Source organism: Rhodocyclus tenuis, from assembly GCF_014197755.1.
GTDB classification, from domain to species: Bacteria; Pseudomonadota; Gammaproteobacteria; order Burkholderiales; family Rhodocyclaceae; genus Rhodocyclus; species Rhodocyclus tenuis.
Window position 1 is genome coordinate 1 of sequence record NZ_JACIGE010000010.1, and the last position, 25642, is coordinate 25642.

A 25642-nucleotide genomic window follows, 5' to 3' on the forward strand; every position below is an offset into this window, starting at 1 on the left:
CAGACGCCAGCGGCGTTCAAGAATGCCTGTTTATCAACCACCCAACCGGAGGCCGTTCTCCAGGAATAAGTGGTCCGGAGAATTCAGGCAGGTCAGCGACGCTGGTGCTTTTCATTCGGGCGAAGTTGGCGGTGCCAGCGGCGACGAGATAACGCCCATCTTGGCTGCGCTCATGGAATCGCTGGCGCGCCCACGAGGGTGAAACCGCAACGCTTTGACGGTGCTTCGTCATTTGTGCTGAATGACGCAGGACGACCCAAAGCCGCCCTACACGTTGTGAAAGCGGACGTAGGAAATGTTTCGTATAAGGCGTCCACGCAAACTGGGTCTGCCGCGAGTAAACCCTCACGACTCAAACTAGTTGGCCTCCGTGATATTCGGAGAGACTCAAGTGTTTATTTCTCCTTGGCTGGAATCAGAACCTGGTCGACAAACATTCGGGTTGTTGAACCAGCTGCTTCAGCATAGCCAGGACAAACATATGCCGTCAGCCACGGAGTCGGGTTGACGGGACTGGGGGCACCTGGGCTCCAGGCATAGCGCAGCATCTCGCCCAGCACTTCGCCGGTCTGGAGGTCGAGCACCTTGACCGTGCTGCTGGCCAGGCCAAGGCGACGCTCCTCGGGAATGACGTGGTCTTCGAAGGTGACGCCGTAGCGCGGAACGGCGTCTGGGGCGAGGACTTTGTTGAGAGTCCAGCGATAAACGTTCAAGTCGTAGCTAGGGTCTTTGCTGATTGCGAGCCGCACGTTGTAGGCCGAGGTGTCTTGTTTGCCAACGATTTTTTCAGAACCGGTATAGCGATACCGCTGGCCGTCCTTGGCGTCTAGCACTTCAACCCAGCGGTAGCCGGGACGCTCTTTGGGATCAGGCTTTGCACTTGTGTTGATATACCCCCGATTCATCTGGGTGATAGGGCGCGGCGTTCCGTCTGACCTAAAGGCTTCTTCGTAGCCGAGGAAGCTCGTAATGTAATAATCGGCAGTTCCCTCCCTCGCAAACGCCGCTCCCGGCCACATCCAGTCGGACTCCTCGCGTTGGCTGTGGCGCGGACGGATTTTGAGCAGCAACAAGCCCTCCACGCCGGGAACGGTCTTGTAGATCTTTTCTCCGGCAACGCTCTTGCACTTTTCGTCAAACAGCGCCTTGCCTTCCGTCATGCGCAGCTTGGTCGCTTCACGCGCCGGATTGTCGGCAAGCGCCGTGCAGCCACTGATGAGCAGGACGCACAGCGCGTGGGCGAACAGCGGGATGGTCTTGCGGGCGGGTTTCATGCTTGCCCCTCTGATATTCATTGCGCCGCGTTGGAAATGGTCATTGTTCCTTGTCCGCCACCACTTCAAGCTTGGTCGCGTGGTGCTGGCGCTCGAAGCTGAACACCTCATCGACGCGCAATCCCTGCGGTAGCTGCTCCGTCATACACAGCTGCGTGATATCGCCATTGAGAGTGTTGATCGTTCGGGCAAAGAATCAGTTTTCGATTGAATCAGGTTCAATGCCGCCAGATCGAAGAGCGGACTTTTCAGCCGCATGCGTAGACGGGGCATTCGAAATGCTGATGTTTACGTGAATCAACTGCTGAACGGCTGGCGGCGACCCAATCAGGGCTGTCGCCGTCTTAAATAAGCGGTCGTTCAACGTGGATGTGACCGGCGCTGCGCGGCTTTATCGCGCAGCGTCCGGGTGACCGCAGGGTTGGGCTGATAGCGTAAGTTACTCACCACAGGTCACGCCACGGGTCACGAGGGTCTATTCGCATCGAGTCAAGCGGCTTCGGGCATTTAAAGTTGTTCTTGGCGGCATCAGGAAAGCGTTCAGTCAGTTCCGCTCTACGTTCTGGAGTATATGGACGATTTAGAAAGTATGCGGCAGTCGTGAATCTTCTCGAGAACTCGTCTGCCCGTTCTTGGTCTACTGCCCCTCCAATACCGAATTTTGCCCAAACTTCGGCGGCACAGTGTCGTATTTCCGGCCTTAACTCGGAACGCTCCGAAAAATTTTTGGGTTCAAGATCTGATATGTCAAACAATACTCGTCTAGCCGTCTCCAAATCTTGTTTCCCATTGCAACCGAGTCGGTAATACCAATAAAGCTTGGTGTGCAAGTGACTGCTTGGTTTTATTTCAGAGCCAACTGGCTGGCGCCCCATATTCGGATTTCCATCAGCTCGAACTTTTCTCCAGTCACCATGTGAGTCCTTGGCCGACTCCAAGTCAATGCCTAGTTTTGAGCAGCTTCTCGTTAAATTTGCATTTAATAGCCACTGAATCCGACGCTGAAGCATTTCAATTTGAGATCGCCACAGTGAGTCGTCCAACGCTGAGTTTATATTCTTCCCATTTGCATCAATGTGCTCACTAAGCCTTCGTAACTCAATATTCAACCGCGTATAATTTTCATCGCTTAGGGCTTCTGATGGGAAATCATTCCCTACTGCCTTTGTTAGCTCGTGCACAAATAATTGTGTCGTCGTCCTTATAGGGAGAGTTTCACTAGCTGCTTCGGAGAGAAGCTTGTATGCGAAGCTTGATGCGATAGCGCCCACCGGAAAACTGAACATCAGTAAACAAGAAAGTGCAACACAGGCTTTCGATAAGAGAATTCTCACCATCACCGTCCTTTGTAGGCCCAACTTAAATTTCTGGAGACAATTTTGACGTTTTACTTCGGCTCCCATCCCCCTAACTTCAGACTGTGATATCGCCGGAAACCAGCATGGTTAGTAGCTTTTGGAGGCTTGGGCGTGGAGATCATGGCTACTAAAAGACATGAAAAGCGGCTGTCAGCACAAAAGCATAAACGCGTCTTTGATTGTCCGCTACGGGGAAGTACTGCCGATGTCAGCTCTTGGCCGTAAGCAGCCTGTCGTCGCTCTCATTTTAGGTATCGCTACATTGAACGCGGTAACGCGCTGAGCATAGCTCATGCGCATTTTCCCGCCAAGCCGACTGGCGAAAAGCGACTTTGTATTTTGCCGAGGAGATGCAAAGCCGCTTGGCGGCGCCCCTTGCTAAATCGCCCCGTCCGCCACCAGCCGCCCCTCGCACTCGCTCATGATCGACTCCCCAACTTCCGACACGTAGTTCGGATCAAGCGCCTCCATCAGTTCATGCGCGGTGTACAGTCCCGCCTCACGCGACAGCGAGCCGGCGATCTCGCGTGCCAGATCGTCGCTGACGGCGGATAGCTGCCGGCGCTCGGCCAGCGGCAGGCTGCGCTGCGAGCGGCTTAACCAGTCGGCGGCGAGGCTGGCGCCTTGCGCTTCGTTCAGCCACTGGCCGTGTTCGTAGTAGGCTGTCAGTCGTTCGGCGACGAGCGCGAAGCACAGCGCGATGCGCGTGCCGCGGTCGGCCGGGGCGGCGGAGGCCGTTTTTTCAATCATTGTGCGAGTTCCCTGTCGTAGCTGTTTCTTGCCTGTTTCGTGCCTGCCTGGTGCGGGGGCAGGGGATTCGTCATTGCCGGATGTTGCAGCTGCCATGCTCGAAATCGAAGCCATTTCCCGCCAGTTCAACGGCCGCAGCGTGCTGCGCGAGGTGTCGCTGCGCCTGCAGCCGGGCGAATACGTTGCCATTGTCGGCGAGTCCGGCGTCGGCAAGTCAACCCTGCTCAACCTGATCGCCGGGCTCGACCGCCCCGACGGCGGGCGGCTGGCGCTGGACGGTGTCGATTACGGCAGCCTCGACGAGGACGCCCTGACGCATTTGCGCCGCGACAAGCTCGGCTTCGTCTTCCAGGCCTTCCACATCCTGCCGCATCTCAATCTGCGCCAGAACGTCGCGCTGCCGCTGTGGCTGCAGGGCGTTGAGGGCGCGGCGGCAGAAGCGCCGGCGCAGCACCTGCTCGAGGCGGTCGGTCTGGGCGAGCGCGGCGACAGCTGGCCGCGCGAGCTGTCCGGCGGCGAGATGCAGCGCGTGGCGATTGCGCGCGCGCTGGTGCATAGGCCGCGGCTGGTGCTCGCCGACGAGCCGACCGGCAATCTCGACCCGGCCAACGGCGCGCGCGTGCTGGCGCTCCTGGCTGAGCGCATCCGCGAGGCCGGCGCCATCGGCATTCTGGTGACGCACTCGCTGGAGGCGGCGGCAACGGCCGACCGCGTGCTGCGCTTGTCCGCCGAAGGTCTTGTCGGGTGAGTCTGGCCAAGGTTTTCCTCGGCTCGCTGGCGCGGCGGCGAGCGGTGACAGCGTTCTCGTTTGCCGCCATCGTGCTCGGCGTCAGCCTCGGCATGGCGGTGCAGGCGGTGCATGAGGCGGCGCTCGCCGAATTCGGCCGCGGCCTGCGCACCATGGCCGGCGAGGCCGATCTGCAGGTCGTCGGCGGGCGCGTCGGTTTTGACGAGTCGGTCTATGGCCTCGTCGCCGGGCAGACCGATGTCGCCGCGGCGAGCCCGGTGATCGAACTCGAAGCGCGGCTGGCCGGACGCAAGGAGACGGTGCAGGTGCTCGGCGTCGATCTCTTTGCGCTGGCACGCGTCACGCCGGCCTTGCTGCCGCGCCCGCAGGCGGTGGCCGGCAAGGAACCCGAGCCGCTGGCGGCACTGGCCGACGATACGGCCTTCCTCGGCGCGGCGGCGCAGACGGCGCTTGGCGTCAAACCCGGCGAGGTATTGCGCATCCAGGCCGGCGTCGAGGTACTGCCGCTGCGCGTCGCCGGCGATCTGCCGGGGATGGCGGAAAACCCGCGTCTGGTGGTGATGGACATCGCCGCCGTGCAGCAGCAGTTCCTGCGCATCGGCCGGCTGTCGCGCGTCGATCTGCGCCTGCGCGAAGGCGTCAGCCCCGAGGCGGTGCGCGCGCGCTTGCAGGCGCTGCTGCCGGCCGGCGTGCTGGTCGAGGCACCGCAGGCGGCCGAAAACCAGGCGGCCAACCTGTCGCGCGCCTACCGCGTGAACCTCACCTTGCTGGCGGCGATGGCGCTGGTGACCGGCGGTTTCCTCGTTTTCTCGGCGCAGGCCTTGTCGGTGGTGCGCCGGCGCACCGAATTCGCTTTCCTGCGCGCCATCGGCCTTGACCGACGGCGGCTGTTCTCGTGGCTGCTCGCCGAAGGCGCGCTGGTCGGTCTGGCCGGCGGCATCGTCGGCGCGGCGCTGGGCTATGCGCTGGCGAGCGTCATGCTCAGCGTTCTCGGTGGCGACCTCGGCGCCGGCTACTTCGCCGGGCTGACGCCGCAACTGCACTTCCAGCCCGAGATGAGCGCGCTCTACGTGGTACTCGGCGTCGCCGCCGGCATCGGCGGCGCCTGGCTGCCGGCGCGCGAGGCGGCAACCGTCTCGCCAGCGCGCGCGCTCAAGGCCGGCGACGAGGCGGCGCTGATGCAGGGGCGCGGCCATCCGCTGCTCGGCGTCGCGCTGCTGGCGGCTAGCCTCGCCGCTTGCGCCATTCCGCCGCTTGGCGAACTGCCGCTTGGTGGCTATCTGGCGGTGCTGCTGCTGCTCGCCGGCAGCATCCTGCTACTGCCGCTGGCGGCCGGCGCGCTGGCGCGGCATCTGCCGCTGCGCGGTGCGGTGCCGGGGCGCCTGGCCGTGGCGCGGCTGCGCGCGGCGCCGGGGCATGCCGTGGTGGCAGCGGCCGGCGTTCTCACCAGCGTTGCGCTGGCGGTGGCGATGGCGATCATGGTCACTTCCTTCCGCGACTCGGTGAACCAGTGGCTTGATCAGGTGCTGTCGGCCGACGTATATCTGCGCGCCGGCACGGCGGCGGGCGGCGCCTACCTCGACGATGATTTGCAGCAGCGCATCCTCGCTCAACCGGGAGTCGCGGAGGTTGATTTCACGCGCATCGAAAGCCTGCGTCTGCAGGCCGGGCAGGTGCCGGTGGCGCTGATCGCGCGGCCGGTGATCCCCGACGGCCGCGAACTGGCGCTGGTCGGGCCGACGCAGCCTGGCGGCGGTGCCGATCATTTGCCCGACGTGTGGGCGTCGGAGGCGGTGCGCGACCTCTACGGCTGGCGTACCGGCCAGCGCGTCGAGGTGCCGCTCGGCGGGCGACTGGTGCCGATGCACGTTGCCGGCATCTGGCGCGACTACTCGCGGCAGACCGGCACGCTGATGATCGATCTCAAGGTCTATCGTGAGCTCACCGGCGACCGGCTGGTGAACGAGGCCGGCATCCACCTCGGCCCCGGCGGCGACGCGGCGGCGATCGCCAAGACGCTGCTCGACAGCGTCGCTCCCGGCGCACTGGAAGCGGCTTTACCGGGCGAGATCCGCGCCATCAGCCTGCGCATTTTTGACCGCACTTTCGCCGTCACCTACCTGCTCGAGGCGGTGGCGGTGCTCATCGGTCTGGCCGGCGTCGCGGCGAGTTTTGCCGCGCTGGCGGCGGCGCGGCGGCGCGAATTCGGCATGTTGCGTCACCTTGGTCTTACACGTCGTCAGGTTGGCTGGATGCTCGCCGCTGAGGGCGCGCTGGCCGCCGGCGTCGGCGTTCTCGGTGGCCTGGTTGCCGGCGGCGCCATCGGGCTGGTGCTGATCGAGGTGGTCAACCGGCAGAGTTTCCACTGGAGCATGGACCTGCACGTGCCGTGGGTTTCGCTGGCGGTATTCGCCAGCGGACTCGTTGCGCTGGCGGCATTGGCGGCGGTACTCGCCGGCCGGCAGGCGATGCGCCAGGAAGCCGTTCTGGCCGTGCGCGAGGATTGGTAGTGGAAACGGTGATCCGGCGATGAACAAACGCTCATTTCTCCTTGCGCTGGCTGCCTTGCCGGCGTGGCGCGCACTCGGCGCAGCGCCGCTCGGACCGGGCGCGCCCTCGGCGCCCGCAGCCGCAGGGGCGCCGGTAGCCGCAAGGCCCGGACCGGTAGTGTTTGCGCCGGTGCTGCGCGGCCGCCCGCTGTTCTTCCCGCGCGACCACGGCGCGCACCCGGACTTCCGCACCGAGTGGTGGTACGCCACCGGCTGGCTGCAACTGCCCGACGGCAGCCCGCTCGGTTTCCAGACGACTTTCTTCCGTGTGCGCACCGGCGCCGGCGAGGGAAATCCGAGCAGCTTCGCGCCGCGCCAGCTGATCCTCGCGCACGCGGCGATTGCCGATCCACGCCTGGGGCGCCTGCGTCACGACCAGCGCGCGGCGCGCGTGCTTGGCGGTGCCAACGCCACGAGCGCCGCCGGCGCCGGCTATTCGAGTGCGCGCACCGACGTTCACGTCGGCGACTGGTCTTTCCGGCAGACCGACGACAGCGGCCGACGCTATCGCGCCGAGGTCACGGCCGAGGGTTTTTCCTACGCGTTGAACCTCGCGGCCGATGCGCCGCCGATGTTGAACGGCGAGGGCGGTTTCAGCCGCAAGGCGGCCGACCCGAAGCACGCCAGCTACTACTACAGCCGGCCGCAGCTGCAGGTGAGCGGCACGCTCGTCCTCGACGGGCGCACGCTGCCGGTGAGCGGCCGCGCCTGGCTCGACCACGAGTGGTCGAGCGAACTGCTGCCGGAGGCGGCGCAGGGCTGGGACTGGATCGGCCTCAATTTTGACGACGGCAGCGCGTTAATGGCTTTCCGCCTGCGCGGGCGCGAGCAGGCCACTGCGGGGCGCGGCAAATCCGATGCTGCGTTGTCGGTGGCGACGGCCGGCGAGGCGCTACCGGCGCAGGCCGAAGCATTGTGGGCGGCGGCAACGCTGCGCCATGCCGACGCCGCGCTCGAGATCCTTTCGCCGCAGGCCGTGGCGTTCACCGCCTTGCGCCGCTGGCGCTCGCCGCGCACCGGCGTCGACTATCCGGTGGAATGGCAGGTTCGCGCCGGCGCGCGCCGTCTGCATCTGCAGCCGCTCATCGACGATCAGGAACTCGACAGCCGGCGTTCGACCGGCGCGCTTTACTGGGAAGGCGCCGTGCGCGTTTCCGAAGGCGGCCGCGAGATCGGCCGCGGCTATCTGGAAATGACCGGCTACAGCGAGAAGATCAAGGTTGGCTGAGCGCGCCCGGCCGGGTCAGGTTTTTGCCGGGAGGCTGCGCCGCCGCTCAGCGCGGCAGGCGCAGACAGAACACCGCGCCGGGCTCGTTGCTGAGCGCGACACTGCCGGCGACGCCGTGGTTCTGGTGCAGCGCGGCGACGCGCTGTGCCAGATAGAGGCCGACGCCGGCGCCTTCCGGGCCGACCCGGCTGGTGTGCGTCTGGCCGCGCAGGATTTCCTCGGGGAAACCGGCGCCATCGTCGCTGACGCGGAATTCGAGGCAGTCGCCGTTCTCAACGGCGCTCAGGGTGATGCGCTGGCGGGCGAAACGCAGCGCGTTCTGCACGGCATCGAGCACCAGCATGCGCACCAGATAGGGGTCGTAGAACCAGAGCTGCGGTGCGCGCGCGCCATCGACGACGATCTGCAACCGGGTCAGCGGCTGGTTTTCGCGTTGCAGTTCGCCGAGCAGATCGAGCGGGCAGCAGGCGTCGATCTCGGTGTGCAGGATGCCGGCGTCGGCCTTGTACAGCGCGAGCAGGCGGGTCAGGTCGGCGGCGGCGGCGAGCGCGTCGCGCAGTGTGTCGCTGTCGCCGCGGCTCTCGGCCCGGCTCGCCATCGCGGCAAGGCGGTTCTTGATGTCGTGCAGCGACAGCGCCGCGATGTCGAGGAAGCTCATGTGCTTTCCGCAGGCTGTTCTAATATATTGAATTTATTGCGTATTGTTGTGGTCAGCGCGGCGATGTCGGCGAGCTTGGGATGGCGCTCGTCAAGTGCCTGCAACTGTTGCTGGAAGGCCAGCGCCTTCGCGAACTTCTGCTGATCGAGACCGTTGCTGAAGACGTCGAGCAGCAGCGCGAAGGCGGCGTTGGCGACGATCTGCACGTTTTCGGGCAGGCGTTCGGCGGCTTCGGTGAGCATCTGCGCGGCGGCGCCAAGCTCGCCTGCCTTGCCGCGGCGGACGGCTTCGTTGTTCAACGCAACGACCTCGCCGATGCTGCCGGCAATCAGCGCCTGCGCGCGTTCGGGCGAACCGTGCGCGCTCATCGCCTTGGTCACCAGCGCATGCACTTCCTTGGAGTCCGGGCTGGTCTGCACGACGCGCTTGAGGATCGCCTCGCCGGCGTCGATCTGGCCGTTGGCGAGATAGGCCTTGGCCAGTTGCACCGTCACTTCCGGCGACATCGGCACGTTGGCGTTTTCGGCAACGCGCGCCAGCGCCTTGGCGGCAAGTTCCGGGCGACCGGCCTTGCTGTGCGCCAGCGCTTCGATGGCGGCAAGGTGCGGGTCCTGCTGGTCGCCCTTGAAGTTGGTCTTGGCTTCCTCGATCAGCGCGATGGCCTTGTCGGGCGTGCCGAGCTCGGTGAAGGCGTTGCCTAGGCGGGCGATGTCGCCGGTGTTGCGCAGCGGCGTGTTGCGCGTCTTTTTCACCACCTGGCTGAGCGCCGCCTCGACGCGCGAAAAGTCTGCCTGCTCTTCGGCCACCTTGGCGATGGCGCGATGCCGCGTCAGCGAGTTCGGCGCCACCTGCGTCGCCTGGTCGAGCACCTTCATCGCTTCGTCGGCCTGGCCCGATTCAAGGTGGGCGCGGCCGAGCAGGTCGTAGGCGGAGAGAAAGCGCGGCGACTCGACGATCAGCTCGCCGAGCGTTGCCTTGCTGGCGGCCAGTTCGCCCTTGGCGTGCAGCGCGTGCGCCAGGCCGAACTTGGCCCAGGGCAGGGCGCGTGCGGCGAGCACCTGCTGGTAGAAGGCGATGGCCTCGTCGAAGCGCCCGGCGGCGATCAGTGCGTTGCCGCGGATGCGCATCGCGTCGACCTGATAGCGGTCGCGGCTGGCGATGATTTCGTCGCAGGCGGTGACCACTTCCGCCCATTTGCGCTTGTCCTGCAGCGTGTTGATCTTCGCCAGCCGGGCTTTCTTTTCGAGCTGGCGCTCGACGCGCGAGTGCAGGGTGTCGGCGGTAAAGGGCTTGAGCAGGTAGTCGTCGGGCAGGCACTCGGCCGCCGTCACCACGCTCTCGTAGCTCTTTTCGGCGGTGATCATGATGAAGATGGTGCCACGGCTGATCAGCTCGCGCGAGCGCAGGTACTCGAGGAACTGCTGACCGTCGGTGCCGCCGCCGAGGTAGTAGTCGCAGAGAACGACGTCGAAACGGCGCTTCTCGAACTGTTCGATGGCGCCTTTGACGTTGGCGCAAACGACGACGTTGGTACAGCCCAATGAACCGATTTGCGCGCGCAGCGAACTGCGCATTTCCGGTTGGTCGTCGAGAACGAGGAAGTGTTTGTTGCTGAGCGTTGTGGTGATGGCCATCGGGCGTTCAAGTGTTCGCGATTTGGGGAGCTGCTGCCTGCCTGATCAGACCCGGAAAACCGGGCGCCCGACAATCCGGCGATTGTCGGGCTTGTCACCCCGTCGATCAAGAACCTTATTCCCGGCGGCTCATGTCCGGGATGCCCTGCGCACGCCTCAGGCTGCCAGCTCGTACACGCGGCGCGAACCGTCGAGGCCGAAGTCGCGCCGTTCGCCGAGCTTTTTCATGCCGTGGCGTTCGAGTTGGGCGACCAGCGCCGCTACCGCGTCGGCGCCGATGCCGTAGTCCGAGAGGCGCGTCGGTACCGACAGCGACTCGAAGAAAGCGCGGGTGTGCGCGATAGCCGCGTCGATACGTGCTTCTTCGTCGCCGTCGCGCAGGTTCCAGACGCGTTCGGCGTACTGCAGCAGCTTGGCGCGCTTTTCCTCGCGTCGTACCTGCAGCATTGCCGGCAGCACGATGGCCAGCGTTTGCGCGTGGTCGACGCCGTAGAGCACGGTGATCTCGTGGCCGAGCATGTGCGTCGCCCAGTCCTGCGGCACGCCGGCGCCGATCAGGCCGTTCAGTGCCAGCGTCGCCGTCCACATCAGGTTGGCGCGCACGGCGAGGTTGTCGGGTTCGGCCAGCGCGCGCGGACCTTCCGCGATCAGCGTCAGCAGCAGGCCTTCGGCAAAGCGATCCTGCACCGCGGCGTCGGCCGGGTAGGTGAGGTATTGCTCGACGATGTGCACGAAGGCGTCGACGACGCCGTTGGCGACCTGGCGCGGCGGCAGCGTCAGCGTCTTGGCCGGGTCGAGCACCGAAAAGCGCGGGTAGAGCAGTGGATTGGCGAAAGCCAGCTTGTCCTGCGTCGCCTTCTTGGTGATGACGGCGCCGTTGTTCATTTCCGAGCCGGTCGCCGGCAGTGTCAGCACGCTGCCGAAGGGAACGGCGCTGGTGATCGGCGCGCGTCTGGCGAGGATGTCCCAGGGATCGCCGACGAAGGGAATCGCTGCGGCGATGAACTTGGTGCCGTCGATCACCGAACCGCCGCCGACGGCGAGCAGGAAGTCGATCTTCTCGCGGCGCGCCAACTCGACGGCCTGCATCAGCGTTTCGTAGGTGGGGTTCGGCTCGATGCCGGCGAACTCGAAGACAGTGAAGCCGGCGAGTGCGGACTTCACCTCGGCCAGCGTGCCGGTCTTGACGACGCTGCCGCCGCCGTAGGTGATGAGCACGCGTGCGCCGGCCGGGATCTCAGCGCCGATGTCGGCGATGCGGCCTTCGCCGAAGAGGATTTTGGTCGGGTTGTGGAAGCTGAAGTTCTGCATGTGTTGCTCCTGGACTGCTTGTTAGAGGGTCGGGTAATCGGTGTAGCCGTGCTCGTCGCCGCCGTAGAGCGTGCTGGCGTCGAGTTCGTTGAGCGGCGCGTTGCGGCGCAGGCGCTCGACGAGGTCGGGATTGGCGATGAAGGGACGGCCGAAGGCGATCAGGTCGGCATGGCCGGCGGCGAGCGTGTCGATCGCCAGTTCGCGCGTGTAGCCGTTGTTGGCGAGGTAGGTGCTGGCGAAGTGCTGGCGCAGGAAATCGGGCGCGATGCCGCGACCGGTGTCGCGCGGGCCGCCGGTGGCGCCTTCGATGGCGTGCAGGATGCCGACGCGGCCCGACAGCTGCTGCGCGACGTAGGTGAACAGCGGTACCGGGTCGCTGTCGTCGATATCGTTGAAGGTTGACAGCGGCGACAGGCGTACGGCGACACGTTCCTTAGCCCAAACCTCAAGGACGGCGTCGGTCACTTCGAGCAGCAGGCGTGCGCGGTTCTCGATGCTGCCGCCATAGGCGTCGCTGCGCTGGTTGGACTTGTCGCGCAGGAACTGGTCGAGCAGGTAGCCGTTGGCGGCGTGGATTTCGACGCCGTCGAAGCCGGCGGCTTTGGCATTCTCGGCGGCACGCCGGTAGTCGGCGACGATACCGGGCAGTTCGGCGAGTTCGAGCGCGCGTGGTGTTTCCAGCGCCACCATCCCCTTGCCGGTGAAAGCGGTGCCCTCGGCCTTGATTGCCGACGGCGCCACCGGCAGCGCGCCGCCGGGTTGCAGGTCGGGGTGCGAGATGCGGCCGACGTGCCACAGCTGGATGAAGATCTTGCCGCCGGCGGCGTGCACGGCGTCGGTCACCTGGCGCCAGCCGGCGATCTGCCCGGCGCTGTAAATGCCCGGCGTCTGGATGTAACCCTTGCCCTGCGGTGAAACTTGCGAGGCTTCGCTGATCAGCAGGCCGGCGCTGGCACGTTGCCGGTAGTACTCGACCGTCAGCGGGCCGGGAATGTCGCCGGCGAGCGCGCGCGAGCGTGTCAGCGGCGCCATCACGATGCGGTTGGCGAGCTTCAGCTCGCCGGAGGTGAAAGGCTGGAAGAGGTCGGCGGGGGTGGTTTGCGTCGGCATTGGCTTCTCCTTGTTTGCTCGATGGTGAGTGGACCGAGTGGTCCTGAATGGCTAAAAAATTCAGCGGCCGGCGAACAGCGCGGCGAGGTGTCCGTCAATGACCGCCTGCAGGCGCGCCGGTTCAACGCCGCCCTTGGCGAGCACGTGGATGCCGGAGAGCAGGTTGAGCAGCGCGTCGGCGGCAAGCGGAGGTTTGGTCGTCGCCGGCAGCGAGCCTTCCTCACAGCCGCGGCGCAGCGCTTCGGCCAGAACGTCGGCGAGGGCGTCGATGTGCTGGCGCACGCTGGCTTCGATTTCCGCGTCGTGCGGCGCGAGTTCGATGGCCAGATTGAGGACCAGACACCCGCAGCGCTCGGCCGGGCGGCAGGCGTCGGGCAGCAGCGCATGGCCGAGCCACTCGGCCAGCAGCGCCGGCAGCGGCCGCGCCGCGGCGAAATGGCAGCGCGTTTCGGCGAGTTCACGCGCGCTGTAACGCGCCAGCGCCGCCAGCATTACCGCGCGCTTGCTGCCGAAGCACTCGTAAAAGCTGCTTTTCGAGAGCCCCATCGCCGCCAGCAGATCGCTCAGTGAAGTCGACGCGTAACCCTTCAGCCAGAAGGCGTTGAGCGCCTGGTCGAGGGCTTCGTCGATATTGAATTCGCGGCAACGCGGCATGGCAGGGCGGTCTTGTGCGGTTGGTGCGACAGCATAGCGGACCGAACGGTCCAGAACAAGTGCTTCTTGGGCGCGGGCAGGTATCGGTTTGTAACGGCGGTCGGGGTTTGCGCGCGGCAGGCGAGTTGGCGCTTGAGCGATCAGGCGCCGGACCTCAGCCTGGCACGGTGCGTCGTGCCGATGACTGGGGGCTGTCAGGCCGCGGGCGTCAGGTTGTCAGTTGCCGAGGATGCGCTCGGTGATCCGTTCGCGCAGTTCGCTGATTTTCGCGTCCTGCCGGTCGAAAGCCATCAGGCTCTGCCCGAAGACGTAGGCGTAGAGCAGCAGGCTGCGGCTCTTGGCCTCATCTTCGGAAAAACCGCAGGCGACGAACAGGCGGCGCGTACAGTCGAGGCGCCAGGCGTCGACTTCCTCGACGACGACGGCGGCAGCGGCATCGTGGCGCGCCCAGTCGCGCACCGCCAGTTCGATCCAGACGCCCTTGCGGTTGCGCGCGGTGCTGTAGATGTCGATGACCCGGTGCAATTGTTCGCGTTCGTGGCCCGGCGTCGCGGCGGACTGCCGGCTGACGTCGCGGATGCGCCCTTCCTTCCAGGTTTCGAGGACGGCGGCGAGCAGATCCTGGCGGTCCTTGAAGTGCCAGTAGAAGCTGCCTTTGGTGACCTTGAAACCCTTGGCCAGCGCTTCGACGCGCAGGCCGTCGAGGCCCTGGTCGGCGAGAACGTCGAGCGCCGCCTCGATCCAGTCGCGGCGCTCAAGTTGCTGACGCGGCTTGCTGTTTTCCTGATCCATGCTGCATCTCCTCCCCTGGGTTGCATATTGCGCAACCCGTTTCCGGCGCTGGGCGCGGCGCGTCTCAAACGGGCGTTTGCCTCACCTTGACAGCGTTACGACCCGTACGGTAGCGTTCGCTCTTCCATACCGCAGGGTATGGCTTATTGTCCGGACACGTCACAAGGCTGTCAAACCGCTTTCGCAAGATGCGTATCTGGCGCACAGGCGCCGCATAATTGAGGCTGGTGGCCTGCAAGGCTGCTCTGCTCTCGAAAGGAGAAACCATTGAAGATTCTCGTTCCCGTCAAACGGGTCATTGATTACAACGTCAAGGTTCGCGTCAAGAGTGACGGTTCCGGCGTTGATCTCGCCAACGTCAAGATGTCGATGAACCCCTTCGACGAAGTGGCCATCGAAGAGGCCGTCCGTCTCAAGGAAGCCGGTATCGCCAGCGAAGTGGTCGCCGTTTCGGCCGGAGTGGCCGCCTGTCAGGAAACGCTGCGCACGGCGATGGCGCTCGGCGCCGACCGCTCGATCCTGATCGTCACCGACGAAGAACTGCAGCCGCTGGCCGTGGCCAAGCTGCTCAAGGCCGTCTGTGACAAGGAAGCGCCGCAGATGGTGATTCCCGGCAAGCAGGCGATCGACGACGACGCCAACCAGACCGGCCAGATGCTCGCCGCGCTGCTCGGCTGGCCGCAGGCAACCTTCGCCTCGAAAGTGGTGGTCAATGCCGACAAGACCGGCGCTGCCGTGACCCGCGAAATCGACGGCGGTCTGGAAACGATCGAGATTTCGCTGCCGGCGGTGGTGACCACCGACCTGCGCCTGAACGAACCGCGCTACGCGACGCTGCCGAACATCATGAAGGCGAAGAAGAAGCCGCTGGAAACGACGACGCCGGAAGCGCTGGGCGTCGACGTGAAGCCGCGCCTGAAGACGCTGAAGGTTGCCGAGCCGGCCAAGCGCGCCGGTGGCGTCAAGGTGGCCGATGTGGCCGCGCTGGTCGATAAACTGAAGAATGAAGCAAAGGTGATCTGAAAATGACCATTCTCGTCATTGCCGAACACGACAACGCCGTCCTCAAGCCGGCGACGCGTAACGCCATCGCTGCTGCCGCGCGCATCGGTGGCGATATCGATGTGCTGGTCGCCGGCGCTGCTTGCGCTGCCGTTGCCGAAGCTGCTGCGCGCATTGCCGGCGTCACCCGCGTGCGTCTGGCCGATGCGGCGCAGTACGCCGACCATGGCGCCGAAAACCTCGCCGCGCTGGTCGTCGCCAACGCCGCAGCCTACAGCCACATCCTTGCGCCGGCCACCGCCGCGGGCAAGAACTTCCTGCCGCGCGTCGCCGCGCTGCTCGACGTGGCGCAGATTTCCGACATCGTCGAAGTCGTTTCGCCCGATACCTTCGTGCGTCCGATCTACGCCGGCAACGCGCTGGCGACGGTGCAGTCGGCCGACGCGGTCAAGGTGATCACCGTTCGCGGTACCGCCTTCGAGCCGGCCGGCGAGGGCGCCGCGGCGCCGATCGAGGCGCTGGCTGGCGCTGCCGATGCCGGTATCAGCCGTCTGGTCGGCCGCGAGCTGACGGTGTCGGCACGTCCCGAACTGACCGCCGCGCGCGTCATCGTTTCCGGCGGTCGTGCGCTCGGCAGCAACGAGAACTTCCACGCCGTGCTCGAACCGCTGGCCGACAAGCTCGGCGCCGCCGTCGGTGCTTCGCGCGCTGCGGTCGATGCCGGCTACGCGCCGAACGATTATCAGGTCGGCCAGACCGGCAAGATCGTCGCGCCCGAACTGTACATCGCCGTCGGCATTTCCGGTGCCATCCAGCATCTGGCGGGCATGAAGGAAAGCAAGGTGATCGTCGCCATCAACAAGGATCCGGAAGCGCCGATCTTCCAGGTCGCCGATTACGGGCTGGTGGCCGACCTGTTCGACGCGGTGCCGGCGCTGCTCGCGGCGATCGACTGAACCCGCGGCAAACGGCATGAACCTGCCCTCCGGCCTGTTCGACGGCGTGCTGTCGTTGGCGGCCTGGGGCGTGTTCGTGCCGGTCCTGATCGTTGCGCTGCGCCGCGCACCGTGGCGGCAGTTGGCCGATGGCCGGCAGATTCACCTGTGGCTGGGGATGATCGTCGTGCTCTCGCTGTTGTGGAGTGTGCCGATTGGCGTCAGGCCGGGGCTTGGCCTGCATTTCCTCGGTGCAACGGTACTGGCACTGTGTTGCGGCGGCTGGCTGGCGTGGATCGGCCTGTGCGTGGTGCTGGCGGCGGCGACCTTCAACGGCGCTGCCGGTTTCGAGGTGTATGCGCTCAACGCTCTGCTCACCGGCGGCGTGGGCGTGCTGAGCAGCGTCGGCGTACGCCGTCTGGCGGCCCGGTTGTTGCCGCATCAGCTGTTTGTTTTTCTGTTTGTCAGCGGTTTTTTCGCCGCTGCGCTGTCGGTGATTGCGGTCGGCGTGGCCGTGTCGCTGCTGCTCGCACTGACCGGGGCGCAGACTTTCGATTATCTGCTCAGCGAGTATCTGCCGGCGGTTCTGCTGCTGGCTTTTTCGGAAGCGTGGCTGTCCGGCATGCTGATCACGCTGATGGTGGTTTACCGGCCGCTGTGGGTGTCGACCTACGACGATGCCGAGTATTTTGCAAGTCGTTGAATAATTTATATTTTTATAACCAGAGCGGGCCGCTGCGGTCTGCCACCTGAATCTGCACTTAGCTGAAGGAGATTGTAATGAGTGAATACGTCGCCCCGCTGCGCGATATGCAGTTCGTGCTCAAGGAACTCGCAGGAATCGATCAGGTGGCGCAATTGCCCGGCTATGAGGACGCGTCGGTCGACCTCATCGACGCCGTTCTCGACGAGGCTGCCAAGTTTGCCGGCGGCGTGCTCTCGCCGCTGAACATCCCCGGCGACCGCGAGGGCGCCAAATGGTCGGCCAACGACGGCAAGCCGGGTGTGACCATGCCGGCCGGCTTCAAGGAAGCCTACAAGCTGTTCGCCGAAAGCGGCTGGACGGGCCTGCAGTCCGATCCCGAGTGGGGCGGTCAGGGCCTGCCGAAGGTGGTCGGCGCCGCCGTCACCGAAATGTGGAAGTCGGCCAACCACGCCTTCTCGCTGTGCCCGTTGCTCACCGGCGGTGCCGCCGAGGCGCTGTCGCTGTGTGGTTCCGAAACGCTGCAGCAGACCTATCTGGAAAAGATGGCCGCCGGCGTGTGGACCGGCACGATGAACCTGACCGAGCCGCAGGCTGGTTCCGACCTGTCGGCGATCCGCTCGCGCGCCGAACCGCAGGCCGACGGCAGCTACAAGATCTTCGGGCAGAAGATCTTCATCACCTACGGCGACCACGACATGGCCGAGAACATCGTCCATCTGGTGCTGGCGCGTACGCCGACGGCGCCCGAGGGCGTCAAGGGCATCTCGATGTTCGTCGTGCCGAAGTTCCTGGTCAATGCCGACGGCAGCCTCGGTGAGCGCAACGACGCCTGGTGCGTGTCGATCGAGCACAAGCTCGGCATCCACGCCAGCCCGACGGCGGTGATGGCCTTCGGCGACAACGGCGGCGCCATCGGCCATCTGGTCGGCGAAGAGAACCGCGGCCTCGAATACATGTTCATCATGATGAACGCCGCGCGCTTCGGCGTTGGTCTGGAAGGCGTTGCCGCCTGCGAGCGTGCTTACCAGCGTGCCCGCGACTACGCGCGCGACCGTGTGCAGTGCGTCGAAACCGGCGTGCGTGGCGGGCCGAAAGTGCCGATCATCCGCCACCCGGACGTTCGCCGCATGCTGATGACGATGCGCGCCTACGCCGAGGCAACGCGCGCGCTGGCCTATGTCGTTGGCGCCGCACACGACGTCGCGACGCGCCATCCGGACGTGGCGCTACGCCGCCGCAACCAGGCTTTCGTCGATCTGATGATCCCGGTGGTCAAGGGCTGGAGCACCGAAACCGGCATCCAGGTCGCCTCCATCGGCGTGCAGGTACATGGCGGCATGGGTTTCATCGAGGAAACCGGCGCCGCGCAATATCTGCGCGATGCGCGCATCTCGGCAATCTACGAAGGCACCACCGGCATCCAGGCGAACGACCTGATCGGCCGCAAGATGGCACGCGAAGGCGGCGCTACGCTGAAGGCGCTGATCGAGGAAATGCGTGCGCTCGATGCCGATCTGGCGCAGGCCGCAGGCGAGCATTTCGCAGCGATCCACCGCCGTTTTGGCGAGGGCCTCGAAGCGCTGGCGACTGCCGGCCAATGGATCGTCGATACCTACGGCCCGGATGTGCGCGCCGCGTCGGCAGGAGCGGTTCCCTTCCTGATGCTGGTCGGCATCGTCACCGGTGGCTGGCAGATGGCGCGTGCGGCGCTGATCGCGCAGGCCAAGATCAAGGCCGGCGAGACCGATCCTTTCTATCAGGACAAGATCATTACCGCGCGCTTCTTTGCCGACAACATCCTGGTCCAGGCGCAAGGGCTGGCCGACAGCATCACCGACGGTGCCGCCTCGGTGATGGCGCTGGCGGAAGACCGCTTCTGATCTTCGCGTCCTGAGCCGGCAAGGGCGGTGCCGCAAGGCACCGCCTTTTTTTCGTCCGCGCTTTGCGTCAGGCGCTGATCCTTGCCGCCGCCGCGGCCGCCGCGGCCGCCGCGGCCGCCGCGGCCGCCGCGTCGCATCGCGCCGGCTCTCGTTCGCTGGGCGCGCGCTTCCCGCCCGCTCAGTGCGCCGGCGCCTTGTCGCCGCGGCTGAGATAGGGCAGCAGCTGCACGGCGAGGATGCACGCAAAGATCAGTGCGCAGCCGCCCATCTGCATGCCGTTGAGGCGTTCGCCGAGATAGAGCGCGCCGGCGATGGCGGCGAACAGCGTTTCCGAGCTGAGCAGGATCGCCGCGTCGGCGGCTCGCGTGTGGCGCTGGGCGATGACCTGCAGCGTGAAGCCGACACCGACCGAGAGCAGTCCGCCGTAGAGGATCGCCGGCATTGCGGCGCTGATGCCAGCGAGCGAAATCGGCTCGCTAAGCAGCGCCGCAACGCTGGCGAGCACGCCGCAGACGACGAACTGCGTGAAGGCGACGAGAATCGGCGTTCCCTTCTTTGCCGCCAGCCGGCCGACCCAGAGCACATGGCCAGCCCAGAAAAAGGCGCTGGCAATGACCCAGAAGTCGCCGACCGTCAGCGCCGCGAACTCGCCGCCGCTGAGCAGATAGGTGCCGATCAGACAGCCGAATGCTGCCGGCCAGGTCGAAATGTGCGGCCGCTGCCCGTGCAGCATCCAGGCGAGCAGCGGCACCAGCGGCACGTAGATGGCGGTGAGGAAGCCGGCGTTGGTTACCGTGGTGGTGAGCATGCCGACCTGCTGCAGGATGGCGCCGCCAAAGAGCAGGCAGCCGAGTCCGGCCCAGGAGATGAGGTCGCGCCGGTCGATGACGACGCCGCGCGCCGCCAGGCGCCCGTATTCGCGCAACGCCAGCGGCAGCACGAACAGCGCACCGATGAGAAAGCGGATGCCGGTGTAGGTAAGCGGCCCGACATCCTGCATCCCGAGTTGCTGGGCGACAAAAGTCGTTCCCCAAATCAGGGCGGCAAGCAGCATCAGGCAATTGGCGAGGGTTCGTGACATTGATCTGCAGATGGAAAGACCGACCGGAGTCGCTGGTCAGCCGTAAATTCAAGGGAGTGACGCGGCGTCCTGTTCGGACGAGTTCAGGGAATGCTGGCCGGCGCGAGGTTGAAGGCGATGCGGATGCCCGAGATCAGCATCTGCACGGCCATCGCCGTCAGTACCAGACCCATCAGCCTTTCCATCGCCTGCAGCCCGGACTTGCCGAAGATTCGCGACAGCCAGCCGGCAGCGAGCAGAATCAGCGTACTCGCCAGGATGGCGACGACGATGGCGGCGACCAGCAGCCAGGGTTGCTCGGCTTGCCGCGAAGCGAGCAGGACCGTCGCCAGCGCCGCCGGTCCGGCGATCATCGGAATTGCCAGCGGCACGATGAAGGGCTCGCCGTTCGCCGCCACGTCGCTGTCGGCGAGCGGTGGGCGCGGAAAAACCATTCCCATGGCGATCAGGAACAGGATGATGCCGCCGGAAATTTCCAGCGCCGGGTCGGAGAGGTGCATCAGCTTGAGCAGCGCGTCGCCGACAAAGACGAAAACGATCAGCACGACACCGGCCACCGCGCATTCGCGCAGCACGATGTGCCGCCGCCGCGCAGGCGGCAGGTCTTTCAGCAGCGACAGGAACACCGGCACGTTGCCGAGCGGGTCGAGCAGCAGCAGAAGAAGGAAGACGGATGAGAGGAAATCGTGGCCCATGTGCTTCTCCCCGGGCGGGCAAGCGCCCGAAGAAAGAAACCGCCCCGGAGGGGGCGGTTCGGTCTGACGGAAACAGCGAAAGCTGCTTCGTCGTTTTCCGGCAGCGGCCGAAAGACCGCTGCCGGCGGGTGCATCAGTTGAGATTGTAGCGGGCGAGGAAGTTCACGCGCGACATGTTGCCCTGGTCACCAAAGACCGTTTCACGCTTGCCGTAAATGTACTCCAGGCCGAGTTCCATGGGTTTGGCCGGGCTGTAGAAGCCGCCGACGTGCAACTGGCTGATGCGACGGTTGGCTGCGTACTGCTCATCTCCCAGCGATTCGCGGGCGATGGTCGTGTAGCCGTTCTCGTAGCTCTTCTGCGTACCGTAGACGAAATTGAAGCGCCACTGGTCATTGGCCTTGTGCTGGTAGCCGAGGACGAGACCGACAGCCTTTTCCAGCTCGATGGTGTTGTTGTACTTGTTGTAAGCAGCGCCTTCGATGTAGTTGAAGTAACGGCCGATGCCCTTGCCGCCAGTGACAATCCAGCTGATCGTGTCGTCACCGACAGCCTTGATCGTACCGCTGGCCGCGAGGCCGAAGCCACGGCGGGAAATATCGACTGGGTCTGCCACTGTTGCAACAGTTCCATCAATACGGTGTTCATGCGAGACGCCACGCAGACTGACCGTCCCCCAGTTGTAGGCCTTGTCCCAACGCCCGATAAGGTCAGGAGACTTGGAGAAGCCAGCGGTCGTCGCCGAACCTGCTGGATCGATCACGTAGGAGACGGAGTTTTCTACGGCTGCCGTGAAGTTGCCGTATGTCGGTGTCGTGTGCGTGTAGCGGATCATCGGCTGGCGAATGAAGGTCGAGCCAATCGGGCCGTTGAAGTCGACGGTTTCCGGCGTGCTGTCGATATCCATGAACGTCGACCAGGTCTGGCCGAACAACCACGGGCCGACTTGCAGATAGGCGTGGCGCAGGCGGAAGCCGTAGCTGTTGGTCGCTTGTTGCGTATAAATGTTGTCAAGCGATCCGGTCACGGCCGAATTGCCGGTGCGCGGGTCGTTATTGAAGTCACCTTCAACCTTGAACATCGCCATTCCGTATTGCGTCGGTGTTGCACCTTCGATGCCGATGCGGCTGGTACGCCCGTGCAGATAGGTCTGTCCTTTCCGGTTGGCGAGATCGGAACCATTCAAGGGGATATAGGGGGCAAAGGTCGAATAGTCGGTAGCGCTGTTGTCGCCCTTGGATTCACGCACCATGTTCAGTTCGGCGATGCCATACACGCGCACCGACGTATCCGACCCCGGAACACGGAACGAATTCGGGATGTCGCCGGCGACGACGGCTTCCTTGCCTTGCGCGGTGACCTGATCGCGCAGGTCGGCGACTTCCTGGGTCGTTGCGGCCGACTTCTTCATCGCTTCGACCTGCTCCTGCAGCAGCTTCAGCTGCTTTTCGAGTTGTGCGATGCGGTCGGCGTCACCGGCGGCGTGCGCGGGCAACGCGCCGGCACAGAGGCCGGCGGCGGCAAGCGCGAGGACGATTTTCTTGTGCTTCATGGCTTCTCCTTGGTTCTGAAAAAGGGAGGGGAAAATGATTGGGTATTGCTGTCGGACAGGTGCAAACGCTGTTCAGAAGCCGTGCTTGACCTGCGACAGGAAAGCCTTGGTGCGCTCGTGGGCCGGTTGCGTGAACAGCTGTTCGGGCGTGCAGTCCTCGAGGATCGCACCGCGGTCGAAGAAAATGATGCGGTCGGCGACTTCGCGCGCGAAGCCCATTTCGTGCGTCACCACGAGCATGGTGATGCCGGTGTAGGCAAGTTCGCGCATGACGGCGAGCACTTCGTTGACCATTTCCGGGTCGAGCGCCGAGGTCGGCTCATCGAACAGAAGCACCTTCGGGTCCATCGCCAGCGCACGCGCGATGGCGACGCGCTGCTGTTGCCCGCCGGAAAGCTGGATCGGGTATTTGTTGGCCTGATCGGCCAGGCCGACGCGTTCCAGCAGCGCCAGCGCCTTGGCTTCGGCTTCCGCTTTCGGCGTCTTGCGTACGCGCATCGGTGCCAGCGCGACATTGCGCAGGATGGAAAGGTGTGCGAACAGGTTGAAGCTCTGGAAAACCATGCCAACCTCGCGCCGGATGGCGTCAAGGTTTTTCAGGTCATCGTTGAGTTCGATCCCGTCAACGAGGATGCTGCCCGAGTCATGCGCTTCCAGCCGGTTCAGCGTGCGCAGGAAGGTCGATTTGCCTGAGCCCGAAGGTCCGATGATGGCCGTCACCTGGCCTTCATAGAAGGTGGCGTTGACGCCCTTCAGCGCTTCAAAACTGCCGAAACGCTTGCACACTTCACGCGCTTCGATGATCGGCTTCAGGCCACTTTGCAGAGATTCCATCAGTTGTTCTCCTGACGTTTTCTGCCGACATCCAGCTGCGTTTCCAGTGCGGCGGTCAGGGTGGTGAAGGCGGTAGTGAGGATCAGGTAGATCGAGGCGATGGTCAGGAAGACCGGAATCGGCTGATAGCTTTCGGCCTGCACGCGGTAACCGACCATGGTCAGCTCGACGACGCTGATCGCGTAGGCCAGCGACGAATCCTTGACCAGCGAGGCGAGGTTGTTGGCCAGCGCCGGCAACGCGACGCGCATGCTTTGCGGCAGCACGATGTCGAGGAAGGTCTGCAGCGGCGACAGCCCGAGCGCGCGCGCCGCTTCAACCTGTCCTTGCGGTACGGCAAGGATGCCGGCGCGCACGCACTCGGTGTTGTAGGCGCCGACGTTGAGCGCCAGCGCAATCGCCGCGCAGGCGAAGTCGGAGATCTGCAGCGAGTCGGGCAGGATCTGCGGCACCGCCAGCCAGACGAAGAGGATCTGCAGCAGCAGCGGCGTGCCACGGATCAGCCAGACGTAGAAGCTGCAGAGCCAGCGCAGCGGTAGAAAGGACGACAGCTTGCCCAGCCCGGCAATGAAGCCGAGCAGAACGCCGGCAGAGCCGGAAATCAGCGTCAGCCACACCGTCACGCGCGCGCCTTCGGCGAACTGCTTGGCCGCCGGCCCGATCGGGTCGGGCGCGGCGGCGAGCGGAATTGCCATTCCCCAGAGAAAAAACAAGAGGCCGATCATGGCCCCGAACATCACCCAGCCGGGGTTTTGCCTGCTCCACTTCATGCCAGCATTTCCACCCGCTTAACGACAGGACGCATCGGTCTTGAAGTACTTCTGCGACAGCGTGGCGTAGGTGCCGTCCTTCATCACTTCGGCGAGGCCGTGGTTGAGCTGGTCCATCAGTTCCTTGTTGTTCTTGCGCAGGATCATCGACACGCGTTCGATGAAGACCTGTTCGCCGGCAACGATTCCGGCATCGGGGTTCTTGTCGAGCGTGCCCTTGATCACCCACTTGTCGGAGATCCAGGCGTCGATCTTCTTCGCCTTGAGCGCCGAGAAGACTTCCGGGTCGGCCTTGTAGGTCTTGATTTCGCCGATGCCGGGGATCTTCTTGGCGTTGTCGGAGTAGCTCGTCGCCAGCTGCACGCCGACAGTCTTGCCGGTCAACGCGGCAACGGTCAGCGGACCATCCTTGTGCGCGGCGATCTGGCCGCCGGTACAGTAATGCGGATTGGCGAAGTCGACCGACTTGGCGCGTTCGGGCGTGTAACCGTGCGAAGCGATGGCGAAGTCGAAACGATCCTGACGGATCGAGGCGAGCTGGGCATCGAAGGAAACGACGCGCCATTCAAGCTTGAGACCGAGCTTTTTGGCGACGGCCTCGGCGACTTCCACTTCGAAGCCGGTGAGCTTCGGGCCTTCGAAATAGTTGAAGGGGTAGAAGGCTCCTTCGGTGGCGGCGATGATCGTTCCCGAATCCTTGATCACGCTCCAGTCGCGGGCAACGGCACTGCCGCTGCCGAGCATTGCAAGACAGGCCGCAGCCCCCAGCCATTTGGCGACAACTCGCATAAATCCTCCGATGTTGAAGTTACGTGCAAAATCGATCTTCCCGTCCCGGAGTGCCGGGAGCGTGTCGATCGCGTCGAAACCTTGCTGTTGAAAAAGTATCGCTGTCGGCGTGGCTCCAGGCCGGAGCCATGTAACAGACTTTGCCGGATCGCCCTGAAAAGCGCGCCCGTAGCAAACGCGGATGACAATTTAGCGAAAAATCGTAAGCGTCGGTAACATTACTTGGCAAGAAATGGCCACTTCCAGCGTGCACCGCGGCATGTCGGCAACACTCGGCGAGACCTGTTTCCGGTACTGTCGGCGATTTATCCGCATGGCATTAATCAGCGGCTTTCAGGACGTTGCCATTTTTTAGCGCCACGGCAAGGCAGCGGATCGGAGAAGGCGACAGGGCTTTTTTCATTTCCACGAAAAACCCGGACACCGCCTCGGCTAAAATGCGCGTCAGGAATGATGATAGGGAGAAGGCGATGGAAGATGCGGTGCGGCGCGCGGCAGCGGCCCTGGCAGCCGAGTTTGATCAGAACGGTGATATCGATCCGGTATTTCCGACCAGCATCGATGCTGGTCGACGCGTCCTGCACGCACTTGATAATCCCGACGTGGCTTTTGAGGAGTTGACGCGGATCGTCATCTCCGAACCGCTGCTCTCTGCGAAGCTCATCCGTCTGGCCAATTCCGTGGCACTCGGCGCGCCTGGAGCGCGTGTCAGCGATGTCAAACATGCGGTCATGCGCGTCGGTATCGACGGCGTACGACCGCTGGCCATGGCGCTGATTGTCGACCAGTTGCGGCAAGCGCCGCCCGCCGGCGCCTGTCGCCAGCTGGCTGATGCCTTGTGGGAACGCAGTATGCACGTGGCGGCGCTCGCTTACGTGCTGGCACGCAAGATGACCCGGCTCAACGCCGACGAAGCGATGTTCGCCGGCGTGATTCACGACCTCGCGCGTTTTTACCTGCTGGCACGAGCCGGCGATTACCCCGAACTCGTTGCCGATCCGGCGACGCTGGCGGCGGTCATCAACGATCTGCGCGAGCCGGTGGGCGAACGGCTGCTTGATCAGCTCGGCTTGTCCGAGTCCTTGCGCGACGCAGTCCTCGCTGCGCGCAGCTACGGTGGCAGCATGCCGCCCGAGACCCTGCCGGACCTGCTCTTTGTCGCCGGCGCGCTGTCCTTGCGTCCCGACCCGATCGACGCGCTTGACACGCGGGTTCTCGCGCTGGCCAACAGCGCCGTCACGCTCGGCCTTGACCAGCGCACGGTGCAGGAAATGATCGCTGCCTCCGGCGACGAGATCTACTCGATCGTTCTCGCGCTCGAAACCTGAGCCG

Annotated in this window: 23 protein-coding genes; 8 read left to right on the top strand and 15 right to left on the bottom strand. The window is 64.6% G+C overall.

Translation table 11 applies throughout. The features are described 5' to 3' along the window. Nucleotides 1-395 precede the first annotated feature (395 nt). From GGD90_RS12840 to GGD90_RS12850, 3 genes are all read right to left on the bottom strand, one after another. Entirely contained in the window at nt 396-1274 is an 879-nt protein-coding gene (locus tag GGD90_RS12840) for a hypothetical protein (protein WP_153117532.1), read from the bottom strand. A gap of 443 nt (nt 1275-1717) precedes the next feature. Further along, nucleotides 1718-2611 carry a hypothetical protein gene (locus tag GGD90_RS12845; RefSeq protein WP_153117531.1) on the bottom strand — a complete coding sequence of 298 codons (894 nt, stop codon included), beginning with the start codon at nt 2609-2611 and terminating at the stop codon, nt 1718-1720. 399 nt (nt 2612-3010) lie between these two features. Then, nucleotides 3011-3382: a hypothetical protein gene (locus tag GGD90_RS12850; protein WP_153117530.1), complete on the bottom strand. Its 372-nt coding sequence runs from the start codon at nt 3380-3382 to the stop codon at nt 3011-3013. 94 nt (nt 3383-3476) lie between these two features. On the opposite strand from GGD90_RS12850, the gene GGD90_RS12855 reads away from it, so the two are divergent. From GGD90_RS12855 to GGD90_RS12865, 3 genes are read left to right on the top strand one after another with little or no spacing between them, the layout of a single operon-like run. Next, complete coding sequence (locus GGD90_RS12855) at nt 3477-4130, top strand: ABC transporter ATP-binding protein (RefSeq protein WP_153117529.1); 654 nt, start codon at nt 3477-3479, stop codon at nt 4128-4130. Beyond that, nucleotides 4127-6640 (top strand): ABC transporter permease, encoded by a 2514-nt coding sequence (locus GGD90_RS12860; protein ID WP_153117528.1) that lies wholly within the window; start codon nt 4127-4129, stop codon nt 6638-6640. The genes GGD90_RS12855 and GGD90_RS12860 overlap by 4 nt, the downstream gene beginning before the upstream one ends. A gap of 19 nt (nt 6641-6659) precedes the next feature. Next, nucleotides 6660-7907 carry a lipocalin-like domain-containing protein gene (locus tag GGD90_RS12865; protein ID WP_153117527.1) on the top strand — a complete coding sequence of 416 codons (1248 nt, stop codon included), beginning with the start codon at nt 6660-6662 and terminating at the stop codon, nt 7905-7907. A 46-nt stretch (nt 7908-7953) separates the two neighbouring features. On the opposite strand, the gene GGD90_RS12870 is transcribed toward GGD90_RS12865, so the two are convergent. From GGD90_RS12870 to GGD90_RS12895, 6 genes are all read right to left on the bottom strand, one after another. Continuing rightward, a complete protein-coding gene (locus tag GGD90_RS12870) occupies nt 7954-8565 on the bottom strand; it encodes an ATP-binding protein (protein ID WP_153117526.1) in 612 nt (203 codons plus the stop codon). After that, nucleotides 8562-10199 (bottom strand): tetratricopeptide repeat-containing response regulator, encoded by a 1638-nt coding sequence (locus tag GGD90_RS12875; RefSeq protein ID WP_153117525.1) that lies wholly within the window; start codon nt 10197-10199, stop codon nt 8562-8564. The genes GGD90_RS12870 and GGD90_RS12875 overlap by 4 nt, the downstream gene beginning before the upstream one ends. Before the next feature lie 156 nt (nt 10200-10355). After that, nucleotides 10356-11510 (bottom strand): alcohol dehydrogenase, encoded by a 1155-nt coding sequence (gene yqhD / locus GGD90_RS12880; RefSeq protein WP_153117524.1) that lies wholly within the window; start codon nt 11508-11510, stop codon nt 10356-10358. Nucleotides 11511-11531: 21 nt separating this feature from the next. Further along, nucleotides 11532-12620 (bottom strand): alkene reductase, encoded by a 1089-nt coding sequence (locus tag GGD90_RS12885; protein ID WP_153117523.1) that lies wholly within the window; start codon nt 12618-12620, stop codon nt 11532-11534. A gap of 60 nt (nt 12621-12680) precedes the next feature. Then, nucleotides 12681-13274: a TetR/AcrR family transcriptional regulator gene (locus GGD90_RS12890; RefSeq protein ID WP_153117522.1), complete on the bottom strand. Its 594-nt coding sequence runs from the start codon at nt 13272-13274 to the stop codon at nt 12681-12683. A 216-nt stretch (nt 13275-13490) separates the two neighbouring features. Further along, nucleotides 13491-14066 (bottom strand): TetR/AcrR family transcriptional regulator, encoded by a 576-nt coding sequence (locus GGD90_RS12895; RefSeq protein WP_153117521.1) that lies wholly within the window; start codon nt 14064-14066, stop codon nt 13491-13493. 267 nt (nt 14067-14333) lie between these two features. On the opposite strand from GGD90_RS12895, the gene GGD90_RS12900 reads away from it, so the two are divergent. The 4 genes from GGD90_RS12900 (at nt 14334) to GGD90_RS12915 (ending at nt 18589) form a co-directional block, all read left to right on the top strand. Next, nucleotides 14334-15089, top strand: a complete 756-nt coding sequence (locus tag GGD90_RS12900; protein WP_153117520.1) for an electron transfer flavoprotein subunit beta/FixA family protein — start codon at nt 14334-14336, stop codon at nt 15087-15089. Between the two features lie 2 nt (nt 15090-15091). Then, nucleotides 15092-16024 carry an electron transfer flavoprotein subunit alpha/FixB family protein gene (locus GGD90_RS12905; RefSeq protein WP_153117519.1) on the top strand — a complete coding sequence of 311 codons (933 nt, stop codon included), beginning with the start codon at nt 15092-15094 and terminating at the stop codon, nt 16022-16024. A 16-nt stretch (nt 16025-16040) separates the two neighbouring features. Then, nucleotides 16041-16706 carry an energy-coupling factor ABC transporter permease gene (locus GGD90_RS12910; RefSeq protein ID WP_153117518.1) on the top strand — a complete coding sequence of 222 codons (666 nt, stop codon included), beginning with the start codon at nt 16041-16043 and terminating at the stop codon, nt 16704-16706. A gap of 77 nt (nt 16707-16783) precedes the next feature. After that, nucleotides 16784-18589: an acyl-CoA dehydrogenase gene (locus tag GGD90_RS12915; protein WP_153117517.1), complete on the top strand. Its 1806-nt coding sequence runs from the start codon at nt 16784-16786 to the stop codon at nt 18587-18589. 178 nt (nt 18590-18767) lie between these two features. Here GGD90_RS12915 and GGD90_RS12920 read toward each other — a convergent pair whose 3' ends face one another. The 6 genes from GGD90_RS12920 to GGD90_RS12945 form a co-directional block, all read right to left on the bottom strand. Next, the gene (locus GGD90_RS12920; RefSeq protein WP_153117516.1) at nt 18768-19670 is read right to left on the bottom strand and encodes a DMT family transporter; all 903 of its coding nucleotides are present in this window, start codon (nt 19668-19670) and stop codon (nt 18768-18770) included. An 83-nt stretch (nt 19671-19753) separates the two neighbouring features. Then, complete coding sequence (locus GGD90_RS12925; protein ID WP_153117515.1) at nt 19754-20365, bottom strand: MarC family protein; 612 nt, start codon at nt 20363-20365, stop codon at nt 19754-19756. 133 nt (nt 20366-20498) lie between these two features. Continuing rightward, complete coding sequence (locus tag GGD90_RS12930; RefSeq protein ID WP_153117514.1) at nt 20499-21917, bottom strand: DcaP family trimeric outer membrane transporter; 1419 nt, start codon at nt 21915-21917, stop codon at nt 20499-20501. Nucleotides 21918-21989: 72 nt separating this feature from the next. Beyond that, entirely contained in the window at nt 21990-22721 is a 732-nt protein-coding gene (locus tag GGD90_RS12935; RefSeq protein ID WP_153117545.1) for an amino acid ABC transporter ATP-binding protein, read from the bottom strand. A 29-nt stretch (nt 22722-22750) separates the two neighbouring features. Beyond that, nucleotides 22751-23521: an amino acid ABC transporter permease gene (locus GGD90_RS12940; RefSeq protein ID WP_153117513.1), complete on the bottom strand. Its 771-nt coding sequence runs from the start codon at nt 23519-23521 to the stop codon at nt 22751-22753. Nucleotides 23522-23539: 18 nt separating this feature from the next. After that, a complete protein-coding gene (locus GGD90_RS12945) occupies nt 23540-24310 on the bottom strand; it encodes an ABC transporter substrate-binding protein (protein ID WP_153117512.1) in 771 nt (256 codons plus the stop codon). A 602-nt stretch (nt 24311-24912) separates the two neighbouring features. Here GGD90_RS12945 and GGD90_RS12950 point away from each other — a divergent pair. Further along, nucleotides 24913-25638 carry an HDOD domain-containing protein gene (locus GGD90_RS12950; RefSeq protein ID WP_228273783.1) on the top strand — a complete coding sequence of 242 codons (726 nt, stop codon included), beginning with the start codon at nt 24913-24915 and terminating at the stop codon, nt 25636-25638. The last annotated feature ends 4 nt before the right edge of the window (nt 25639-25642 follow it).